This is a genomic window from Bacteroides sp. 1001302B_160321_D4, assembly GCF_015667765.1.
GTDB lineage: Bacteria > Bacteroidota > Bacteroidia > Bacteroidales > Bacteroidaceae > Bacteroides > Bacteroides xylanisolvens.
The window spans coordinates 35,427-56,728 of sequence record NZ_JADPLO010000044.1 but is presented as its reverse complement, the minus strand read 5'-3'; the positions used below and the strand labels follow the sequence as shown (position 1 = coordinate 56,728).

Annotated in this window: 15 protein-coding genes; 2 read left to right on the top strand and 13 right to left on the bottom strand. The window is 45.5% G+C overall.

From position 1 onward, the window contains the following. Positions 1-82 precede the first annotated feature (82 nt). The 4 genes from KFO40_RS16795 to KFO40_RS16780 form a co-directional block, all read right to left on the bottom strand. A complete protein-coding gene (locus KFO40_RS16795) occupies positions 83-691 on the bottom strand; it encodes a TetR/AcrR family transcriptional regulator (protein WP_004312534.1) in 609 nt (202 codons plus the stop codon). Positions 692-705: 14 nt separating this feature from the next. Next, the gene (locus tag KFO40_RS16790; protein WP_009040477.1) at positions 706-2,445 is read right to left on the bottom strand and encodes an ABC transporter ATP-binding protein; all 1,740 of its coding nucleotides are present in this window, start codon (positions 2,443-2,445) and stop codon (positions 706-708) included. Next, positions 2,438-4,210: an ABC transporter ATP-binding protein gene (locus KFO40_RS16785; protein ID WP_008019731.1), complete on the bottom strand. Its 1,773-nt coding sequence runs from the start codon at positions 4,208-4,210 to the stop codon at positions 2,438-2,440. The genes KFO40_RS16790 and KFO40_RS16785 overlap by 8 nt, the downstream gene beginning before the upstream one ends. Before the next feature lie 312 nt (positions 4,211-4,522). Further along, positions 4,523-6,829, bottom strand: a complete 2,307-nt coding sequence (locus KFO40_RS16780; RefSeq protein WP_087318812.1) for a family 20 glycosylhydrolase — start codon at positions 6,827-6,829, stop codon at positions 4,523-4,525. A 188-nt stretch (positions 6,830-7,017) separates the two neighbouring features. On the opposite strand from KFO40_RS16780, the gene KFO40_RS16775 reads away from it, so the two are divergent. Both KFO40_RS16775 and KFO40_RS16770 read left to right on the top strand, forming a co-directional pair. Continuing rightward, positions 7,018-7,932: a cation diffusion facilitator family transporter gene (locus tag KFO40_RS16775; protein WP_008022898.1), complete on the top strand. Its 915-nt coding sequence runs from the start codon at positions 7,018-7,020 to the stop codon at positions 7,930-7,932. Positions 7,933-8,021: 89 nt separating this feature from the next. Beyond that, positions 8,022-9,587 (top strand): ATP-binding protein, encoded by a 1,566-nt coding sequence (locus KFO40_RS16770; protein WP_211146613.1) that lies wholly within the window; start codon positions 8,022-8,024, stop codon positions 9,585-9,587. A gap of 280 nt (positions 9,588-9,867) precedes the next feature. Here KFO40_RS16770 and KFO40_RS16765 read toward each other — a convergent pair whose 3' ends face one another. From KFO40_RS16765 to KFO40_RS16725, 9 genes are all read right to left on the bottom strand, one after another. After that, positions 9,868-10,212, bottom strand: a complete 345-nt coding sequence (locus tag KFO40_RS16765) for a hypothetical protein (RefSeq protein WP_004312540.1) — start codon at positions 10,210-10,212, stop codon at positions 9,868-9,870. A 120-nt stretch (positions 10,213-10,332) separates the two neighbouring features. Further along, on the bottom strand, positions 10,333-11,148 hold the full coding sequence (locus KFO40_RS16760; protein WP_008022903.1) for a DNA-binding domain-containing protein: 816 nt from the start codon (positions 11,146-11,148) through the stop codon (positions 10,333-10,335). A gap of 60 nt (positions 11,149-11,208) precedes the next feature. Beyond that, complete coding sequence (locus KFO40_RS16755) at positions 11,209-12,399, bottom strand: Ig-like domain-containing protein (RefSeq protein ID WP_211146612.1); 1,191 nt, start codon at positions 12,397-12,399, stop codon at positions 11,209-11,211. A gap of 218 nt (positions 12,400-12,617) precedes the next feature. Then, positions 12,618-13,811 (bottom strand): AraC family transcriptional regulator, encoded by a 1,194-nt coding sequence (locus KFO40_RS16750; protein WP_211146611.1) that lies wholly within the window; start codon positions 13,809-13,811, stop codon positions 12,618-12,620. A 104-nt stretch (positions 13,812-13,915) separates the two neighbouring features. Then, a complete protein-coding gene (locus KFO40_RS16745; protein ID WP_004312544.1) occupies positions 13,916-16,255 on the bottom strand; it encodes a TonB-dependent receptor in 2,340 nt (779 codons plus the stop codon). A 109-nt stretch (positions 16,256-16,364) separates the two neighbouring features. Beyond that, a complete protein-coding gene (locus KFO40_RS16740) occupies positions 16,365-16,706 on the bottom strand; it encodes a hypothetical protein (RefSeq protein ID WP_008770610.1) in 342 nt (113 codons plus the stop codon). A 125-nt stretch (positions 16,707-16,831) separates the two neighbouring features. After that, complete coding sequence (locus KFO40_RS16735; protein ID WP_004312545.1) at positions 16,832-19,159, bottom strand: TonB-dependent receptor; 2,328 nt, start codon at positions 19,157-19,159, stop codon at positions 16,832-16,834. Between the two features lie 84 nt (positions 19,160-19,243). Further along, positions 19,244-19,600, bottom strand: coding sequence for a hypothetical protein (locus tag KFO40_RS16730; protein WP_141409367.1), 357 nt, complete (start codon positions 19,598-19,600; stop codon positions 19,244-19,246). Between the two features lie 71 nt (positions 19,601-19,671). Next, positions 19,672-21,270 carry an aspartate:alanine exchanger family transporter gene (locus tag KFO40_RS16725; RefSeq protein ID WP_009040471.1) on the bottom strand — a complete coding sequence of 533 codons (1,599 nt, stop codon included), beginning with the start codon at positions 21,268-21,270 and terminating at the stop codon, positions 19,672-19,674. Between the last annotated feature and the right edge of the window lie 32 nt (positions 21,271-21,302).

The window sequence follows — 21,302 nt, the reverse complement described above, 5'->3', positions numbered from 1 at the left end:
TTCCTTTTTAGGCTAGCAAAGGTATATGCATGAAGGGAATTGACTAAACTTAATCCCCCAAGAATTACAACTGAGCCAGAGCTCATGCATTCATGAGCTCTTTCCAACCAGCCGTTTCGAAAACGATATACTCCGCTATAAATTTCTCCATCTCCTCCTTCTTCACAGGATGCAACACCAACTCTTCGAGTAAGGCAAACAACCATACCGTATTCAAGTGAATGAAAAAATTGGTTATTGCTATATTGATATGCGGATATTTCTGTTTCATTCCTTGAAAAAAGACAGAAATCGTACGCGTCATCAAATCCGTATATTCGGAACGGAAGTTCTCCAAAACAGAACCTTGTGCCTGAAAAAGCAGCAGCCGTAAACGGTCACGATGTTCAGAGACTAATCTGATATATTCCCGTACAGATGTTTTCTGGTAATCCGAATCCATAAAGACATCGATTGTCATCTGATCGGCATCATGATTATAAATCATAGCATACAGATCATTCAATACCGGTTTCAGAATCGTACGGAATATCTCATCTTTATTGGTGAAATAATGATAGATATTACTCACCGTCACCCCTGCCCTCGAAGCTATTTCACGCATAGAGGCATCCTTGTATCCCTTTTCCAGAAACACTTCTTCGGCTACCTTCAAGATTCGCTCTTGTATATCTCCCTTCAAAAACTGCATAGTATCACTGCTATTTATCCATTCATATTTGTAACCTGTCTGTTCACCATCCGGGCAAATATACCATTTTTCTTTTTCAATTCCTCCGGTGTTCCCATTTCAGCAACACTTCCATTCTCCAATACTACAATTTTGTCGGCATTGGCAACGGTTCGCATACGGTGCGCAATAATCAGTACTGTTTTGTTACGTACCAATTCCGATATGCCTGCCTGTATCTTGGTTTCATTTTCCACATCGAGCGAAGCAGTAGCCTCATCCAGCAAAACAATTGGAGCATCCTTCAACAAAGCGCGGGCGATGGAAATACGCTGCCGCTCACCACCTGACAATGTTTCCCCGTTCTCACCGATAATCGTCTGATATCCCTGCGGCATTTTAGTGACAAACTCATCACATTGTGCTAGGCGGGCAACTCTCCGGACTTCCTCATCCGTAGCATCCCGTTTGCCAATACGGATATTATCCATGATGGAAGCATTAAAAAGAACTACTTCCTGAAAAACAACGGAATAGTTCGTCAGTAACGTTTCAGGATCAATCCGGCTGATATCCTGTCCGCCGAGGGTAATCTTTCCCGACTGAATATCCCAAAAACGTGCTGCCAACCTGGCTGCCGTACTCTTGCCACTGCCCGAAGGACCCACCAAAGCTGTTTTTTCGCCTTGTCGGGCAGTAAAGGACAAGTTCTTCAATATTTGTTTTCCCTGCTCATAAGCAAAGTCTACCTGCTGAAACTCGATGTCATAGCCTTTAGGAGTAAAATCGGTAGTTCCATGCTGTACCGGCAATGCTTCCATCTCATTCATTCTGCTGATACGCACATCCAGATAGAACAAAGCGGCAATATTATTCATCACCTCGCTGATCGGAGCATATACACGCGAGCCGATCACCATAAATATAAGATAGGTAAACAAATCGATTGTCCCCGAAGCCAAGAGATTGGCACCGACGATAATGACGCTTGCCAAGCCAAGTTTCAATACACTTTGGGAACCGTTTACCAATATGCCGAGCACCAGTTCATTACGGGTCAGTACCTTTTCATAGGTATCGATGCTTGCATCCAATTTCTCCAGATAGTCCCTCTCCTGATTATAAGATTTTATCTCCTGAATAGTATCAAGTCCTTCTTGAATATGTTCAGTCACCATTCGCTTGTTCAGATAATTACTTTCATTGCTTTTCTGTATTTCCTTCTTCGAGAAAAGAAGAATTGCGGCGGCAAGCGGCACTACCCAGAACAAAGCAATCGTCAACTGCCAGTTATAAAATGCCATACCGACGGTAATAAGCAGAATGCTGATAATGGAAGCAAACAACTGGGGAACCGCATGCGAGAAAGTATGTTCGAGATCAGTGCAGTCATCCATAATCGTGGCGGTAAGGTCGGAAAGATTCTTTTCGCCGAAGAAAGCCAGAGGCAACTTGCGAAGTTTTTCCGCCAATGAGATACGCCGGTTCGCGCTCTCATCATAAACGGTGGTATAGGTGCTACGATATTGCAATACCGCAAATATATACATGACTATCATAAAGATAATACCGAGTATGCTATAGTAGAGAATACCATGCGTCACCGAAACCGAAGGCTGAAACACCGGACGAAGATATTCCTCAAGAAAGAGAAAAACAAATACCGCCGGCAACATCAATACAATATCTAGCAGTGTAGTGAAAAACACACCTTTACAGAAATCTTTTGCTCCTTTAGTTGAAAGGGCAAAACGTCTTTTTATTACTTCAATCATTAGAAACCTCCTTTCCTATTGTCCAGCGAACGGATTGCTGGTATTCATTCCACATATTATAATAGATACCTTGTTTTTCAAGCAGTTTGGCATGTGTGCCTTGTTCCGCAATCTTACCCTTGTCAATCACAAGAATATTATCGGCATCCGTGATGCTTGAAAGACGGTGGGCAATCATCAATACGGTTTTTCCTTTTGTCAGTTCTTTCAGGGCTTGCTGAATCAGATGCTCATTTTCGGGATCGGCAAAAGCAGTCGCTTCGTCCAGTACGATGATGGGGGCATTTTTCAGTATCGCACGTGCGAGCACGATTCGTTGTTGTTCCCCGCCGGAGAGATACGTTCCTTCTGTACCGATCTTTGTATTTAGTCCGAGCGGAAGTTTATTGATAATTTCCCGGCATTGTGCCATATCTACTGCCCGTTCCACTTCCTCCATTGTCGCGTTGGGATTACCATATTTGATATTTTCAAGCAAAGAAGTCTTAAATAGCTTTGTATTCTGAAACACAAAAGAAATATGTTTCATCAGTTCTTCAGGGGCGATTTCTCTTACATTGATGCCACCTATTAAAACCTTCCCTTCTGTTGCCTCCCAGAAACGGGGAACAAGACGGGCAATTGTCGTTTTCCCTCCGCCTGAAGCTCCGACAAGAGCTACTGTCCTTCCTTGCGTAATGGTGAAACTGATATCATCCACCGCCTTTTGATTAGCTCCCGGATAGCTGAAGGAAACCTTTTCGAACTGAATACTGAATTCCTTTACCGGTTGTGGATGCGCTACAACAGTCAGGTGCTCATAAGCAACCAGATTTTCAAGACGTCCGATGGCCTCACTCGCCTGCCCCAAAGCCTGATTGAGATACATACTTTTCATGATACTTTGGGAGAATACGGGAGTAATGAGAACAAATAGGAAGAAATTAAGTAATACCGATGCATAATTACCAGAATAACCGATCAGCAAAATAGCCAACGGAGCAAGGAAAAACACAAAGCCATTGATAATAACGGTATAGAGCGACATCGGCTTCTCCCACATTCGTGTATAGCCGAATACCATTTTATTATAATTCATGATACAGCGATGAAAGTTCTTGAAAGAGTAAATGGTCTGCTGGAAAACCTTCACTACGGGAATTCCTCTCACATACTCTACAGCTTCGGTATTCATTTCCTCCAGAGAAGTCATGTAGCTTTTCATAAACTGCCGTCCCTCCGCATTCATCATAAATCCCATAACCAGCATGGCAATAATTACAGGAACGATACATGCCAGACCGAGTATCCAGTCGAACATAAAAATCAGTATGACAGCTACCAACGGCACTAGAAAAGTAGCCGCAAGGTCGGGCAACTGATGTGCCAGAAAACTATGGGTAACCCCTGCATTGTCATCTATAATCTTACGGATACGTCCGCTCGTATTAATGTCAAAGAAACCGAGAGGCATACGCACTATTTGGCGCATGGCTTCTTTGCGCAAATTCGATTCAACCCGAAAAGCTGCAAGATGCGAAGACATCAAGGCGGCAAAATAAAGGACGATACTCGCCACGGCCATGCCTGCCGCCCACCAGGCATACGTCACCACATTACCGGAAGAGGTTATCTCTCCGTATTCAAGCAGTTCTCTCACAATCAGCCAAATAAGAATATAAGGCAACATGCCCGCCAGGGCACTTAGGGCAGACAGTAGCATTGCCGCAGGCAAAAGCACTTTCCGTTTACCCATGTAGTTCTGAAGTTTTTTCAATGTACTCATAACGTACGTTCAATCTATATTAAGTTCGACAATCATTTAACTTATCGCTTGTTTTCAAAAAAGAACAATATTCGAAATCGTTCAAAAAAAAAGAGAGCTTATATTTCTATAAGCTCTCTTCATCCCATTCAATCCGGTGCATGTGCACCTTTGATATATGATTAATCTCGACTCGTCTCTCACTGATTCGCATAAGTTTTCAATTATTTTCTGCAAAGGTACCGCTCACCGGCAAGACGAGCAATACCTAAAAATAATGAAATTTGCTATTCAGACTATAACGAATAAGTAATGATTAAAACAACAGAATAGTTATTCATGTTTCAGCCACGTACTTGGCAATACTTCTTTTTCACCTTTTTCATTCACCAGTTCCATCTGCAATACGCCTCCGTTACAATCGAAGTAACGCACCTCTATCGGATGAAGCCCGGCTTTCAATGCCTTCTGCACAATAATCTCCACCGGCGAATGTGCTCCATCATTATCTCCCAACAATTCACCGTCGAGCATCAATGTGCTACCGTCGTCCGAAAGAAGGGCAAATGTATAGATACCATCGGCAGGAACTTCCAGATAGCCGGTCAACACCAGACCGATATTTCCTTTCACCTCTTCGGGGATAGATACCGATTCCACCACATACTCCCCTTTGACAGGAGCTGCTTCAATATCCGCACAAAGATTACCACGAAAATCGTGCCATACTGCTTTCAAGCCGGACTGCAAAGCAGCCGGAGCAGTCACCGCCTCCGCATAAGGAGCCTTTACATACTTGGTACGCACCACATCCGATGGAGAACCATCCGGACGGAAAGTACGGAAAGCAAAATCGGTAGTCTCCTCCACTTCCAAAGCACCGTCATAAAGAGCTGATTCCTTGGTAGGCATACTTCCATCTGTCGTATAGCGTATTTCAGTGCCGGGCAACGGGCAAGTCAAGTCAACTGCTGTTTCATCAATAAATGCATTCACTTTATAGAATCCCTGCAAATCGGGCACACGATAATTTACCCTCATCACATCCATCCGTTTAAACTGCGGAACAAGCTGACGATAAAACTCTTCGAGACTTGGTTTAGCAGCCGGCTCTGCCCAAGCTATTTCGCTCAATGCAATCATGCGGGGAACAATCAGATATTCAATGCGTTTCATAGTCGGAATCCATTCAGCCCAGAGATTAGCCTGTACACCCCAGATGTATTTCTTCTCTTCCGGTGATAACCGTTCATCCGCACACGGATCATACGCCAGTATTTTCTTTACTGAATTCTGATCCTGCGCATAATCAAAATAGAAATGTTCATTCGGACAAGCAATCACTTTCTGCTTTTGTGCGGTCGCCGTAGGCAACGCGTCTTTCGCCCAACTTCTCCACCATGTAATAGCAGCATCGGAAGATAATCCGTCGGTTACCACTTCATCCCAACCAATAAGTTTCTTTCCGTTGGCAAGGAAGAATTTCTCCATGTCACGTACAAACCATGCCTGAAGCTCTTCTACTGAACCCAGTTTTTCCGTACGAATACGTTTCTGACAGAGAGGACATTTCTTCCAGTTGGCTTTCTCCACTTCATCACCACCCATGTGCACATATTCATAAGGGAAAAGCTCGAAAATTTCTTTGAACACATTCCTACAAAACTCCAGCGTTGTATCTTTACCCGGACAGATAGGAGAAGAGAATGTTTCCCCCCACCCGATTAATCCGTCGCACGCCAATTCCGGATATTGACCGATAGCCGCCAGGAAATGTCCCGGCATATCAATCTCGGGAATGACATCAATTCCTCTTTGTGCAGCATAGGCTACAATTTCTTTGATATCATCGTGAGTATAATAGCCTCCATACAGCGTATCTCCTTCCACAATGCGTATCTTATCTTCCGGAATCAGGAAATCGGTATTATCTTCCTCTTTCGCACGTGCCATACAGGTACGATCCTGCGTATTGAATTTACGCCAGGCCCCTTTTTCCGTAAGCAACGGGTACTTCTCGATCTCTATACGCCAACCTTGGTCGTCGGACAGGTGCCAGTGGAATTTATTGAGTTTATACAAAGACATCAGATCCAGTACATGCTTCACCTCATCTTTATTCCAGAAATGACGGGAAGCATCCAGCATAAATCCACGCCATTCAAAACGGGGGGCATCTTCTATTTGCACGGCAGGAATCGAATAAGTTTGTTTTTCTCCCTGTACTTCTATCGTTGCAGGAAGCAACTGGCGAATAGTAGTAATCGCAGAAATAAAGCCCGAATAGTCAGTTGCCTCTACCCGAACAGACTCCGGTGTAGACTCAAGTTTATAAGAGCCGGGCTTTCCACCGGTATCTTTCAACTGGAAATACATATCTACCTGATTCTGATCGGTAGTGACTTCAACAGAAGACGATATGACATTCCGAAGAATCTCCTGCAGATACCCGACAGCCGGAAACAAGGACTGATCGGAAACTCCAATCTTCATTCCGTCTTTTAAAACAAACGAGCCCGACTGCTCGGTCAGACTAACGGGGGTAGGTAGGATTGCAATCTCTTGCTTGACGGTGGGCGTACAAGAAGAAAAAACACAAGCTGATACAATGAGTAAAGAACTACTTAGTTTTTTGAACATGCGGTTAACTATTTAATAAATGATTTGTCCTGTCTTTAATTGACCATCTATATATAATACAACTAAAACATAGAAACTACTAAAAACCCGGAAAAAGTTTTTTTGCGACTTGACGTCACAGACTCCTATAAATGTTTATCTTTGCTAGCCAATCGCAATCAAACAATTAATTATAAAGAGTCACTTCAATGTCAAGAGAGAACATCTTAATCAAAACCTCATGGATTAGCACCATTGGCAATGCAATCCTGTCCGCATCAAAAATCATCATCGGTTTATGGGCCGGTAGTTTGGCGGTAGTGGGCGACGGTATCGACTCGGCAACCGACGTCGTTATCTCTATCGTTATGATTTTTACGGCACGCCTCATCAACCGTCCTCCTTCAAAGAAATATGTATTTGGTTATGAGAAAGCGGAAGGCATCGCGACAAAGATTCTGTCACTGGTGATATTTTATGCCGGTATGCAAATGCTGATATCTTCCATTCAAAGCATCTTTTCAGATGAAGTGAAAGAGATACCATCGGCTATCGCTATCTATGTGACTATATTCTCTATTGTCGGCAAACTGATGCTGGCTTCGTACCAGTACAAACAGGGAAAGAAAATAGACAGTTCCATGCTGACGGCGAATGCGATAAATATGCGTAATGATGTTGTCATCTCGGCCGGAGTTTTATTAGGGTTGATTTTTACTTTTATATTCAAATTGCCGATACTCGATTCGATAACGGGATTGATAATCAGCCTCTTTATCATCAAGTCGTCCATTGGTATTTTTCTCGACTCGAATGTGGAGCTTATGGATGGCGTGAAGGATGTCAATGTGTATAATAAGATATTCGAAGCTGTCGAGAAAGTGCCGGGAGCAAGTAATCCGCACCGGGTCAGGTCGAGAATGATAGGAAACCGGTATATAATTACGCTCGATATAGAGGTGAATCCGCAGATAACGATTACACAAGCGCATGAGATTGCCGGGGCGGTGGAGAAAAGTATTGAAAGCTCGATAGATAATGTCTATGATATTCTGGTGCATGTGGAACCTGCCGGGGAGTGTCAGACGGATGAGAAATTCGGGGTAGACAAGGATATGGTGTGACACGTGAAAATCTTCGGCAACAAAGAAAGCTATTCCGCTTCTTTTTCTTAACTTTGCATTCATCATTCACATTTTAATAAAAATTTGATATGGAAGAAGGAACATTCAGGCGCTATCCTATCGGGATACAGGATTTTGAAGATTTGCGCAATAATGATTACATATATGTTGATAAGACTGCACTGATTTATCAACTCGTCAATACAAATAAGATTTATTTCCTGAGTCGTCCCCGTCGTTTCGGGAAAAGTCTGCTTGTCTCTACGCTCGAAGCCTATTTTCTGGGAAAGAAAGAACTTTTCAACGGACTGGACATGGAGCAGTTAGAGAAAGACTGGACAGTGTATCCGGTGCTACATATCGACTTTAGCGGCAGTAAATATATGGAAGCAGAGTCACTTCGCGCATCTATCAATGTTCAGCTGTTACTTTGGGAAAACGTCTACGGACGTCAGGAAGGCGAAGACACATTTAGTTTACGTCTGGAAGGTATCATCCGCCGCGCTTATGAGCAAACCGGGCAGCAGGTTGTCGTATTAGTGGACGAATATGACGCCCCGATGCTGGACAGTAACAATAACCATGAGTTGCAGCATGAGATTCGTGGTATCATGCGCGACTTCTTCAGCCCCTTAAAAAAGTCAGGTAAATATCTTCGCTTCCTCTTCCTGACGGGCATCAGCAAATTCAGCCAGATGAGCATATTCAGCGAACTTAACAATCTTCAGAACGTCAGCATGAGCGATAATTACAGCACTATCTGCGGTATCACCGAACAGGAACTGCTGACACAGATGAAAATTGATGTCGAACAGATGGCACAAGCCAACGATGAAACGTATGAAGAGGCGTGTGCCCACTTGAAGAAGCAATATGACGGATATCATTTCAGTAAATCCTGTGTGGATGTGTACAATCCTTTCAGCCTGATTAATGCTTTTGCCCAAAAGAGTTATGAGAACTACTGGTTTTCTACCGGTACCCCTACCTTTCTGATAGAACTCCTGCAACAAATGAACTTTGACATCCGGCTGCTCGACCGTATGGACGCCAAGCCGGAAGACTTCGACAAGGCTACGGATTGTCTCACCGACCCTATTCCGGTGCTCTACCAAAGCGGTTATCTCACAATCAAGTCATACGATACTTTCTTTCGTACCTATACATTAGGCTACCCGAACGAGGAAGTAAGAATCGGCTTTATCGAGTCGCTCATCCCTTCTTATCTTTACCAACCTACGCGCGAAAGCAACTTTTATGTAGTGTCCTTTGTGCGTGATTTAATGAAGGGGAACCTTGAATCTTGCCTTGAACGCACCCGGTCTTTCTTCGCCTCTATTCCGAACGACTTGAACAATAAAGAGGAAAAACATTATCAAACTATATTCTATCTTCTGTTCCGCTTGATGGGACAATATGTGGATACCGAAGTCAAAAGCGCTGTCGGACGGGCGGACGTGGTTATCAAAATGCAGGATGCTATTTATGTACTTGAATTTAAAATGAACGGCACCGCAGAAGAGGCTTTGGCGCAAATTAACAGCAAAGGGTATGCGATTCCTTATGAGGCAGACCACCGGAAAGTGGTGAAGGTCGGCATCAACTTCGACAGTACCACGAGAACGATTGGAGACTGGGAAATCGAAACAGATTAACAGCGTACGCCACTTGCTTGAAGTAGACAAGGATATGATGTGACACATGAAAAAGGCAGCAGTTGCTCTCGTCTGTGAGTAACTGCTGCCTTTTTGCGTGTTCTGTGCTGTCGTAGCCGGGAAATTAGGGTGTATTGCCACAGCTTGCTGTGGTGCGTTTCCCTAACTTGTTGTGGCATGCTCCCCTTGCCTGCTGTGGCATGCTTCCCTAGCCTGCTGCGGCACGTCTCCCCAGCCTACTGCGGCACACATCCCTTTCCGCCGTTCCGGTTTTACGTATTCAATAGGCTGTTGCTTTGATACGCAGCTTGATGGCATTTTCGGCTGTATCCAGTACCAGTTCGCAGTTTTCAGAGGTTACAGAACTACCGGTGACGTCCATTTCCAATGAGGTGATTTTCTCAAGATCGAGTTGGGTTAAGGTGTATCCGTCTCCTTTCACCACCGTGAATCCACCTTCGGGAAAATGGGATGGCCGCATCTTCCATTGAGCCACAAACGTCAGTTTGTCCTTGTCAAGGGTGATTTTCTCTACCGGTGTAGAGTTGTCTTTGTCGTCGCCGCCGCAGGCGGTTACCAACGTTGCTGCCACAAGGCAGAGGAAAAAGATTCTTAGTTGTTTCATGCGTCTTTCTGTTTTCTTTAAAAGGGTAAATTATGAAAGGCTACCGCTTTTTTTGTTTGCCATGAGGGCGGATGCGCTGTCTGCAGCCGGACTGTCCGCCCTCATTCGTGACCTGCTTCTTTATGCAGCCGGGTCGGGGGCTTCCCCTCCTCCGGGGATTTCAGGGTCGGGCGCTTCGCCGCCGCCACCGCCGCCACCCGCGTTTTCGTCACCCAGCAGAATCGGGAAACGGTAAGAGCGTGGCGTTTTCAATGCCTTGTTGCTTCCGCTATATTGTGTCGTGACGCTTAGCGCATAGAGCTTTCCGGCTTCTATGGCAGGTAGCATGATGGTGAGTTGTGACGGTGCGTTGTGAACGATGACGGACACTTTCAACGGGACGGCTCCCTCTTCGTCTTTGGTGAGATAGATGCCGACCGAAGGGTCGTCACCGAGGATTTTAATGTTGCTTCCGCTGATAACGGCAGGACCGCCGGAAGTGATGACCTGGCTGATACTCTTCGTCACGGAGTCGGTGATGGAGTTGATGACCGGCCCCGTCTGTGCCAGCCCGTTGCAGATTACTTTTACGGCTTTGAGCTGGTCGCGCAGCAGTTGTCCCGGTGTGTAGGACACACCGAGCGAGTGCTTCGTGGCGTCAAACTGGGCGTTCTCCCCGAGGAACGAACCACGTACGGTGACGATGTACTGTCCCACACCGTCTACCACGCTCTTCCCTTCGGCGATGGCTTCCACCTTCTTCTGGTCGGCAAGGTCGAGGATGTTCTCGATGGTCTCCTGCCGGTACTCGGTACGCTCCTTGATGATGCGTGCTGCGATTTCTTTGTTGTGCAGACTGCCTGTGATGCGTGCGCGTCCGGTGTAGTCGCCTTTTTGCTCGGTCATGATGTTGTCGTAAAGGTCAACATTGAGCGTGATTTTTTCGTTTGTTGCCATGATAATGATTGTTTTAAGGAAAGTGAATATCTATTTATTAGTTACGTTCTGTGCTGCTTGTCATTTCGCACGCATCTTGATAGCATTACCGTCCAGATAAAGTTCGAAAAGACCGACATATGCCATGCCCCCAGTAGTATTAGTCATCAGATGGAACTTCATAAGATCACTGTCAGTCAAGGTGTAGCTGTCGGTTCCCTTAACAACGGTTTCGGCTCCTGGCCGGACAGTGGAACGACTCAACACGTAATCATATAGATCTAATCTAAAATCAGAATCCGCCGGAAGTTCGTTTTCAACCGTAACGGTGGGGATGGTCACTTGATTGCCATTAATCGCAGCTTGCAGACAGAGGCTCCGTTCACTCCCATACGTTCCCTCCTCCCTTGCTTTTATTTTTCCGCCTTTCAGTTGCAGTATTCCTGTAGGGGCAACAAGCACTTCCTGCCCCTTTATGCTTTTGGAGATTTCAGCATCGCCTTCCATAATGAGTGTGGCATTATCACCGACAGAGATACCAATTAGCTGGTCATTATCATTCCCATTGCCGGAAGATAGTTCGAAGCCGTTACCCAGCGTTAGTTTGCAAGACGCCCTAACAAATATGCAGGCGACATCAGCTGAATGGGCATCAGCATTTCCATAAATGTTGAGGTTGGTCAGCTTCAATGACGCGCCGTTTATAAGCTTAAAAAGGCTTTTGTCGCTAGCGGTACGGGAAATATTATAATTTCCGCCGATAGGACTATTTCCGCCGTCGATAGCAATGTGTTTGCCGTCTATTGAAAAGGCAAAATGCTCTGCATCCGCAGCAACCTCAATATATCCACCGAGGATGATTTGTGTTGGTGCATCCGCAGTGCCGTCTGCCGTTTCAATAGCGGTTTTCAGTTCGGCTACGGTAGTAACAAGCGTCTTGTTGCTGACCGTCACAAGGCAGGTGGCGGACTTTTCGCGTGCGGTGGCGGTGATGGTGGCTGTTCCTTCAGCTACGGCGGTCACCAGTCCGTCTTTACTTACGGTGGCTACGGAAGTTTTGTCACTGCTCCATACTACGGATTCGGCAGTCACCCGGTCGGGGACAATGGTGGGAACCAGCGTTTCGGTCGCTCCCGATTTCAGGGTCAGAGTCTCATGATTGAGGGTGATGCTCTCTACGGGCACGGAGTTGTCGTCATTGTTGTCGTCGCCACAGGCGGTTGCCAACGTTGCTGCCATAAGGCAGAGGAAAAAGATTCTTAGTTGTTTCATACTTCTTTTGTATTTCTAAAAGGGTGAATAAATCGTGTTCTCTTTTCGGACAAAAGTAATATGCAACAACGAAAAGGTATAGCCAAAATCCTGCATTGTATAGCCAAAATCCTGCAAATCTTGCAGGATTGCCGGAAATTCCATTGTTCGGAGAAACTTCTACCTATGCATTGATGGAAACAACAGCATTTGATGATAAAAGAGTATCGCCTTCTCCTTTAAAGTACAGACTTTTGTTGGCGGAACTCAGTAGGAGTCATTTTTACCAATTCGCGGAAATTGCGGTTGAAGGTGCGCATTGCCTTGAAGCCCGACGCTCCGGCAATGTCTTCGATTGTGTGGTTCGCGTAGTCCGGAAGCAGGAGCAAGTCCATGGCATGACGGATGCGCAGGCGGAGAAGATAATTTTGCAAGGTCAGTCCTGTGGCACGCCCCACAGCGGCGGAGAGATTACGCTCGTTTGTGCCAAGAGCTTTAATCAGGTCGTCACGCTTGAAGTTGTAGTCGAGGTACGGTTGTTCTTTCTGCAGATAGGCTTCGAGCTCTTCAAACAAGTGGTTGCTATCGCCGGATTGCAGGTAACAGATGAGGTCGCCCATATCGGCTTCGAGCGGTGGTTGGGTCAGTTTCCCATCCTGTTCGACGATAAAACGGCGTAGCATCTCGTAAGTGTAATGATAGTTAGTGTACAGCCATGCAAAAGCAGGATAGAAAACCACGATAAGGAAACTGAAACTAAACTCGGGTATCGGTCCCGGACAGACAAGTAAAACCCATGCGCCAATGCCGATACTCAACGCATAAAGGAAAGCGCGCATCGTCCACCGGAGTTCCAGTTTGGAGATACACTCTCCGGTCAATTCTTTTAAATGCGTGATGTAGTGGCGTTTTTTACGGAAAAAGAGGCGGATGTAAACGAACAGTTGTACGGTATAGGTGACACCGAACAAGGTCCGCACTGCCAACGGGAGATTGTGAACGACACACGCACGCCATTCTGCCAAAGAATATACACAGACGTCCGCTTCAATGCAGCAACTCACCACATACAGCAGAATGAAAACGAGCGAAGGCACCGCATGCTTCATCACATTGGCAAAAGTGACGTACCTGCTGTCGAACAGCAATATCAACATAAACGTGAACATCAACGCCTGCGAAGAAGCAAGCACCAACACCAATATTGAGAATAAGTCCAACGACCGGTATACGCCGAACCCGTCAACCAGCAACTCCGCCAAATGACCGGCAGCGATAATGAGAGAAGCAGCGATGAAGAAATGGCATGCACGCCTGTATTTGGGATTAATGGCGTGCGCCATCTGCTTGAAGCAGACAAGACCGAAAGATATAGACAGACATATTCCGATAATAATGCCGTTTGTTAGTGTGTGTAAAGCCGGTATATCCATTGCTTAGCATTTATTTTCCCGACAAAGTTAATGAATCTTGACGAGAAACCGACTAGTTACACCCTGTAAAACTCGACAAGTCTGCAAAATCGTATAGAAACAACCTAATAGCTAATCTTCACTCCGGCAAAGAAACTTCTCGGCAGAGAAGGCCCGTAAATATAGCCGGAATCCCGATTAGCTCCTCTATCAAAGTCCTTCTGATAAGACTCAAAGAGGTTCTGAACTCCGCCGTTTAGTTGCAAATCGACTGTTTTGTATAGCTTGAAGTCATAAGCCAGTTTCACTCCCAAATCGAAGAAACGGGGTGTACGGATGGCTTCCGCCTTTCGTTCGGGCATTGCGCCCAGTTCGGCGTTCTCGGCGGTGATATCCATGCGTTGCACTAACATTCTCCCGGTATAAGTTCCTGACAGGGCAATGGATAAAGGTTTGATGGGAGTATAAGTAGCTGTGAAGTAACCATATGTATCGGGAGTACGGAAAATTTTCTTTTCTGCCGGTGCGTCGTCATGCCATTTATGAGGTTCATCGTATCGGCTGCGTTGCAAAGTGAGTCCCGCTTGTATTTGCAGGATGGAAAGATAAGCCACTTTGCCCTCCAGCGTTAGCCCCATCACTTTCGCGCCGGGACCGTTACTGCGTGTTTTTACCAATATCCCATCGCCACGGTCATAAGGTTCGCCCAACACGAAGACATCTGTCAGTCTTGTATAAAAGCCCTCGATCAAGAAATTCGTCTGGAATACTCCGAAACGGTGATACATATCTGCGGACGCACTGAAACTTTGGGATTTCTCTTCTTTCAAGTTCTTCGCACGCTCAATCATTGCCACTGTTCCGCCCACATTTTCAATATGCATATCTTCATCAAAAGCCTGCGGAGCACGGAATCCGGATGAATAGCTCAAACGCAGGTTTATATTCTGTGTCGGGTTGAAACGCAAGTTGGCACGGGGGCTAAAGATGACATTATCTACCATGTTATGCTTATCCAGACGACCACCGATCAGAATGCCCCAACGGTCGTTCTTCCACTCGTTCTGCAGAAAAGCACTGTAAATATTTACCGTCTGATCCGTGTGGCGGTCATATCCCCACATATTATCTTTCAGACGATCACGGTTATATTCAAGTCCTGCCGTGAGGTCAGAAGGCATAAAAAAACACTTATCAAACGTATGTACATACTGCGCGCCGCCCATAGCGGTTAAATCCGTTGTTTTTCCATAGGCTTTCAGAGGATCGTTACCCGGTCCGTAATAACTGTCCCGATCTGTATTGGCGGCTGACGCAAAGATACTTAGACGGTTCTTTTCATCTGGCGAGAAATAATCGAACTTCAAACTTCCACCATCAATCGAATGTTGCAACTGCTCTGCAATATGGGCTTCGTGAGGAGGACGGTCCAACATATCCCCTCCCCGACGGAATTCCTGCATGTGGTGATATTCGAAGGTTAGTTTGGAGTAAGTGCTTGTTTTCAGATAAGAGCGGAAGCCCACTGTCTGATTCTTCAATTTAGGTAGTTCGGTGAATCCGTCTCCGTCATAATCATATCCGGACCGGTGACGGTTCTGACCAAAGATATACAGTCCGGCACGATGATCGTCCGTCACTAATGAAGCATTCAGGGAGGTATTGTTATCGAATGAGGAGCCGCCCCCTAAAGCAGTAAGGGTGTGCGACAGCTGGCCGGAATTGCGCAAAGGCTCTTTGGTGATTATATTGATGGTTCCTGCAATGGCCGAAGAGCCGAACAAGGCGGAACCTCCCCCACGCATCACTTCTACGCGTTCAATCATGCTGGCGGGAATCTGTTCCAGGCCATACACTCCGGAAAGGGCACTGAATACGGGACGGGAATCTATCAAAATCTGCGTATACGGTCCGTCCAGTCCATTGATGCGGACTTGCTGGAAACCACAATTCTGGCAGTTTGTCTCTACACGTACACCGGGCTGAAAGTTCAGCCCTTGCGATAAAGTGGAAGAGTTAGTCGTTTCAAATAGCTTCAGATCGACGACATTTACCAAAGTAGGAGCCAAACGGCGCGTCGTTTCACTGCGGTTGGCGGAAACCACTACCCCATCCAAAGCAATCGCGTCCTCTTCTATTTCAAAATCCTCTTCCAGTGTCTTTCCTTTTTTCAGAGTCACGTTGCGGGTCACGGTCTTGTAGCCGACCGAGCTAACCTCCAGTATAAAGTTACCTTCCGGCAAATTCTTCAAAAAATAATGTCCGGTAGCGTCGGTCACGGTTCCTATCGTTGTTCCTTTCAGTGCAATGGTGATGTAAGGAAGGTGCTCTTTCGTTTTCTTATCCAGTACATGGCCTATGATGTTCGCATCGGATTTTTTCAGTTCAGGGTAGTCCGGATGTTCAGCCAATGCGTATGACAGGACACAATACAGGCCGGCCAGGACTAAAAGATATTTCTTCATTGTCGTTAGTCTTTTAATGTTTAAAATCAAAAATAATAATAAGGGAAAGGGAAGCAGCGATCATTAATCGTTGTTCCTAACTGATGAATACTGTTCCCGAAAAGATAGACTAAGCGACAGGAGGTGCTCTAAGAGATATGACGCCCGGACAAGAACGGTGATATGGCTCAACTTGCGGGCGGATAAACAGGATACATAATAGAGATAAAGCAGCGACCGCGAATGTAGGTATTAATCCGCTGTCTGTCACCAATACATGATTCAACAGGTGAATGAGTTGGAATTCAACCGTCGTATGGCTATGTTCACTGCCTTTTTTAAATGGATGCGAATGGACAATCGTTACCCCGTTTACTACATGGGAGTGAGTAAATAAAGTGATTCCTGCCATGTACGAGATAAACAGTACAGGCAAAAACCACTTCATTATATGTAGGTACAATTGTTTCATCCGGTAATCTTGCACATCTATTCTGTGCAGTAAAGTCAGGGTTTAGTTTGTTTTTTTGCAAAGATAAGGATTGTCTCCATGCAAAACAATCCCTATTTATAACGATTTTAAATCTTAACCGAATCTTAATAACTGATCTTCACCCCGGCAAAGAAGCTTCTCGGAAGTGACGGACCATAGATATAGCCGGAGTCACGGTCAGCTCCTTTATCGAAGTCGTCCTGATAGGCATTGAAAATATTCTGTATGCCGGCATTCAACTGGAGGTTCATCGACTTGTAAAGTTTGAAGTCATAAGCAGCTTTCAAACCGATATCGAAAAAGTCTTTGGTATTCACCGTTATCGGATTTTCAAGGAATCCCGGAACCGGCTCGTGGGGAACCAGCATCGAACCGGTATAGGTACCGGAAAGAGCGATAGATAACGGTTTTATCGGGGTGTAGGTTGCTGTAAAATAGCCGTAAGTATTTGGCGTACGCATCATTTTCTTCACCGCCGGAGCTTCTTTGTTCCAGATGTGCGGTTTGCTGTAATGGCTCTGTTGCAGAGTGACTCCCGCCTGAACTTGGATTTTATTCAGGTAAGCCATCTTTCCTTCCAGTGTCAATCCCAGAACTTGCGCTCCTGATGCATTGTGACGGGTACGTGTCAGAATTCCATCCACTACCTCTCCGTCGGTAAGGGCAAAAACATCCGACAACTTTGTATAGAATCCTTCTACCAGGAAGTTAACCTGAAACGCACCAAAACGATGATAAATATCTGCCGAAGCACTCAAGCTCTGTGATCTTTCTTCTTTCAGATTATCCGCCAGTTCAACCATCGCTACATTACCGCCTACATTTTCCACATGCAAATCTTCGTCGAAAGCCTGCGGAGCACGGAAGCCGGATGAGTAACTAAAACGAAGATTGATGTTTTCTGTCGGATTATAACGCAAGTTGGCACGCGGACTGAATATCACATGGTCAATCAGATTATGCTTATCCAAACGGCCGCCAATCAGGAATCCCCAATGATCATTTTTCCATTCGTTCTGAAGGAAAGCACTACCGATATTCACTTTCTGGTCTACCGTGCGGTTGTATCCCCACATGTTATCTTCCAGTTTGTCCTGATTGAACTCTATTCCGGCAGTCAGGTCGGAAGGCATGAAGATGCATTTGCCGAAGCTGTAGACATACTGTGAGCCTGCCATCCAGTTCAAGTCAGTGGTGTTTCCGTAAGCATCCAAAGGGTCTCTGTCACCTGGACCATAATAGCTGTCGCGATTGATATGCTGTGCAGATGCAAACACATTGAAACGATGGTTCTCGTTAGGGGAGAAATAATCGAACTTCAGTCCTCCGCCATTGATTGAGTGTTCGGTCTGCTCCGCCACATTCGCTTCATGAGGCGGGCGGTTCAATAAGTCTCCTCCCCTGCGGAATTCTTCCATGTGGTGATATTCAAAAGTAAGTTTCGAATAAGTCGTTGTTTTCAGGAACGAACGGAAACCAATTGTCTGACCGTGCAATTTGGGTATTTCGGAATATCCGTCGCCGTCATGGTCATACGCAGAACGGTGGCGGTTCTGACCGAAGATATACAGACCTGCACGCTGGTCGTCCGTCACGAGAGACGCATTCAATGCCGTACTGTTGTCGAAAACGTCGCCATCGCCAATTCCCGTAATCGTATGAGATAACATACCAGAGTTGCGCATCGGTTCTTTGGTGATGATATTGATTGTACCGGCAATGGCAGATGAGCCGAACAGTGCCGAGCCGCCTCCACGCATCACTTCCACACGTTCTATCATGCTGGCAGGAATCTGTTCGATACCATACACACCGGAAAGCGCACTAAAAATGGGACGGGAATCGAGCAGGATTTGCGTATAAGGGCCATCCAGTCCATTGATACGCACTTGCTGGAAACCGCAATTCTGACAATTGGACTCTACACGAACACCCGGCTGAAAGCTCAAGCCTTGCGCCAAAGTCGTAGAATTGGTATTCTCAAAGATTTTCAAATCTACTACATTCACCAGTGTCGGAGCCAGACGGCGGGTGGTTTCATTACGATTGGCAGATACGACTACGCCATCCAAAGCAACCGCATCTTCTTCTATCTCGAAATCTTCTTCCAATGTACGCCCTTTCTTCAGCGTCACATTCCGTCTGACGGTTTTATATCCCACCGAACTGACCTCCAGCACAAAATTACCTTCGGGAAGATTCTTCAAAAAATAATGCCCGGTAGCATCGGTCACAGTTCCGATGGTCGTACCTTTCAAGGCAACTGTAATATAGGGTAAATGCTCTTTTGTATTTTTATCAAGAATATGGCCAACGATGTTGGCATCTGACTTACGTAATTCGGGATGATTAGGATATTCATGAGCTTGTCCTTCAAGGGCAGGCAGCAATGTGCAGCACAGGCAGACAAGCGAAAAGATGTATTTCTTCATTTTTCGTTTGTTATTCATTTTCGATAAGTATTCACATGGATAGACAGATAATGCCCTACCTCATGCAAGGTACGGTATCATCATTCAAAGAACAGAAAAACGAATAACCGGGGGTGCTCTAAGTCCCACTACCCCATGATACGGACAGTGATAGTGAGAGTGTTGCGAACGTCCGAGCAACAAGCACAATAAGAAAGGAATAAAAAGGGAAAGAGCAAAAACAACAGCCGCACCGTCTGCCGTTAAGTGAGACAGAAAATGAATCAACTGTAGTTCGACTGTAGAATGTTTATGTGCCGCCCCTTTCTTAAACGGGTGTGAATGGACGATTGTCACGCCATTGACCACATGCACGTGGGCAAAGAATGTAAAGCTTACCAGATACGATACAAACAGTATCGGCAAGAAGTAGCGTGTAATATTCAATAACAATCGTTTCACCTCATTTTTTTCTTTGAGACGACAAAGATACGAACTATTTATTTAACAATCAATTATTATATGAAATTCTGTTAATATACAGCCGAGGCTATTACTTGAATAAACAGAATTAAGAATACCATGGCAATCGGATAAACAGTTGCGTAAGCTACGCTCGGAATATTGCTATCCACCATCGAGTCAGCGGCAGCGAGTCCCGGAGTACTTGTCATCCCTCCCGTAATAGTTCCCAGCAAATCGAGCAGACTGATTTTAAATACGAAATGTCCGACAATGGCTGCAACAAGCATTGGCACCAATGTGATGGCGGCTCCTACTCCGAACATCAATAATCCGCTTTCCTGGAAGGTAGCTACCAGATTCTTACCGGCAGAAGTTCCCACTTCGGCAAGGAAAAGAAGCAGACCTAACTGGCGCAACAACTGATTGGCAGGTCCGGACATAGACCAGATAATGGGTCCTGTCTTACCTATCGCACTCAACACAAGAGCTACCATCAAAACTCCCCCGGTCAGTCCCGGTGAGAATGACAGGCTATCAGAGAAAGAGATATTTATTTTGCCGAATAACACGCCCAATACAATACCCATTGCAATGGGGAAAAAGTCCGTATCAGATAGTTTCTTCGCATTATTTCCCAACAGGCGGGCTACTCCTTTAAGTCCCTCTTTCTCACCGACTACCATCAGTTTATCACCAAACTTCAAGGCTAGATCGGGAGACGGAGATAAATCAATACCGCTTCGACGAACACGAGTCACTGTACAACCAAAGTTTTTCTGTAAGTTCAAATCACCCAGCTGTTTGTTTATCATGTCTTTTTTAGTCAACAACAAAGATTCTATTTCCTGTGTTTTATCCAAAGGCAGTTCACCTTCTTCTCTATTGCCTACCAACACAGCCAGTTGATCCAGTGACTCTTCGCTGCCTACGGCTTGTATGTAGTCTCCTTCATGTAACACCGTATGGGCGGTAGGAATGGATATTTCATCATTGTGTTTCAGACGTGAAATGACAGCACCTGTCATACCACGCGCATTAATTTGCACCAAGCTGCGATCGAACACATTCGCATTAGTGACGCGATAAATACAAGTAGTCAATTCCGGGAATTGTCCGCGACGTTCTATCTCCAGGCGACGGGCTTCTTTATCTAAATCCACCCGCATGATTTTAGGCAACAGCTTGACAAACAGAATCACGCCGATCACTCCAAACGGATATGCGATACCGTAAGCAATGGATGCCAGAGGAGAATTGGTACTGTCGATGGCAACAGCCAAACCCGGCGTACTAGTCAGCGCTCCGGCAATCAGACCGACAACACTCGGTGTATCGATATCAAATGCATATTTCAGTCCGACTGCAGTAAGACAGGCGGAACAAATAATAAGCATAGTGATGAGAATGAGCGTCTTTCCTTTGCTACGGAAAGAATCGAAGAATCCGGGCCCTGCCTGAATACCGATGGTAAAAATGAAGAGCACCAAGCCGAAGTTTCCTAATTCTTTAGGAATGATAACACCAAAATGCCCGAAAAGAAGGGCAATGAAAATAACTGCCGACACATCGAGAGATAACCCCTTAATTTTAATTCTTCCCAGCATAAATCCCAATGCGACAATCAGGAAAAGGGAAAAATAAGAGGAATGCAATAAGTCAGTAAACATAAAAAATAAAGGTTAGTTAGTTTAAGGGCGCG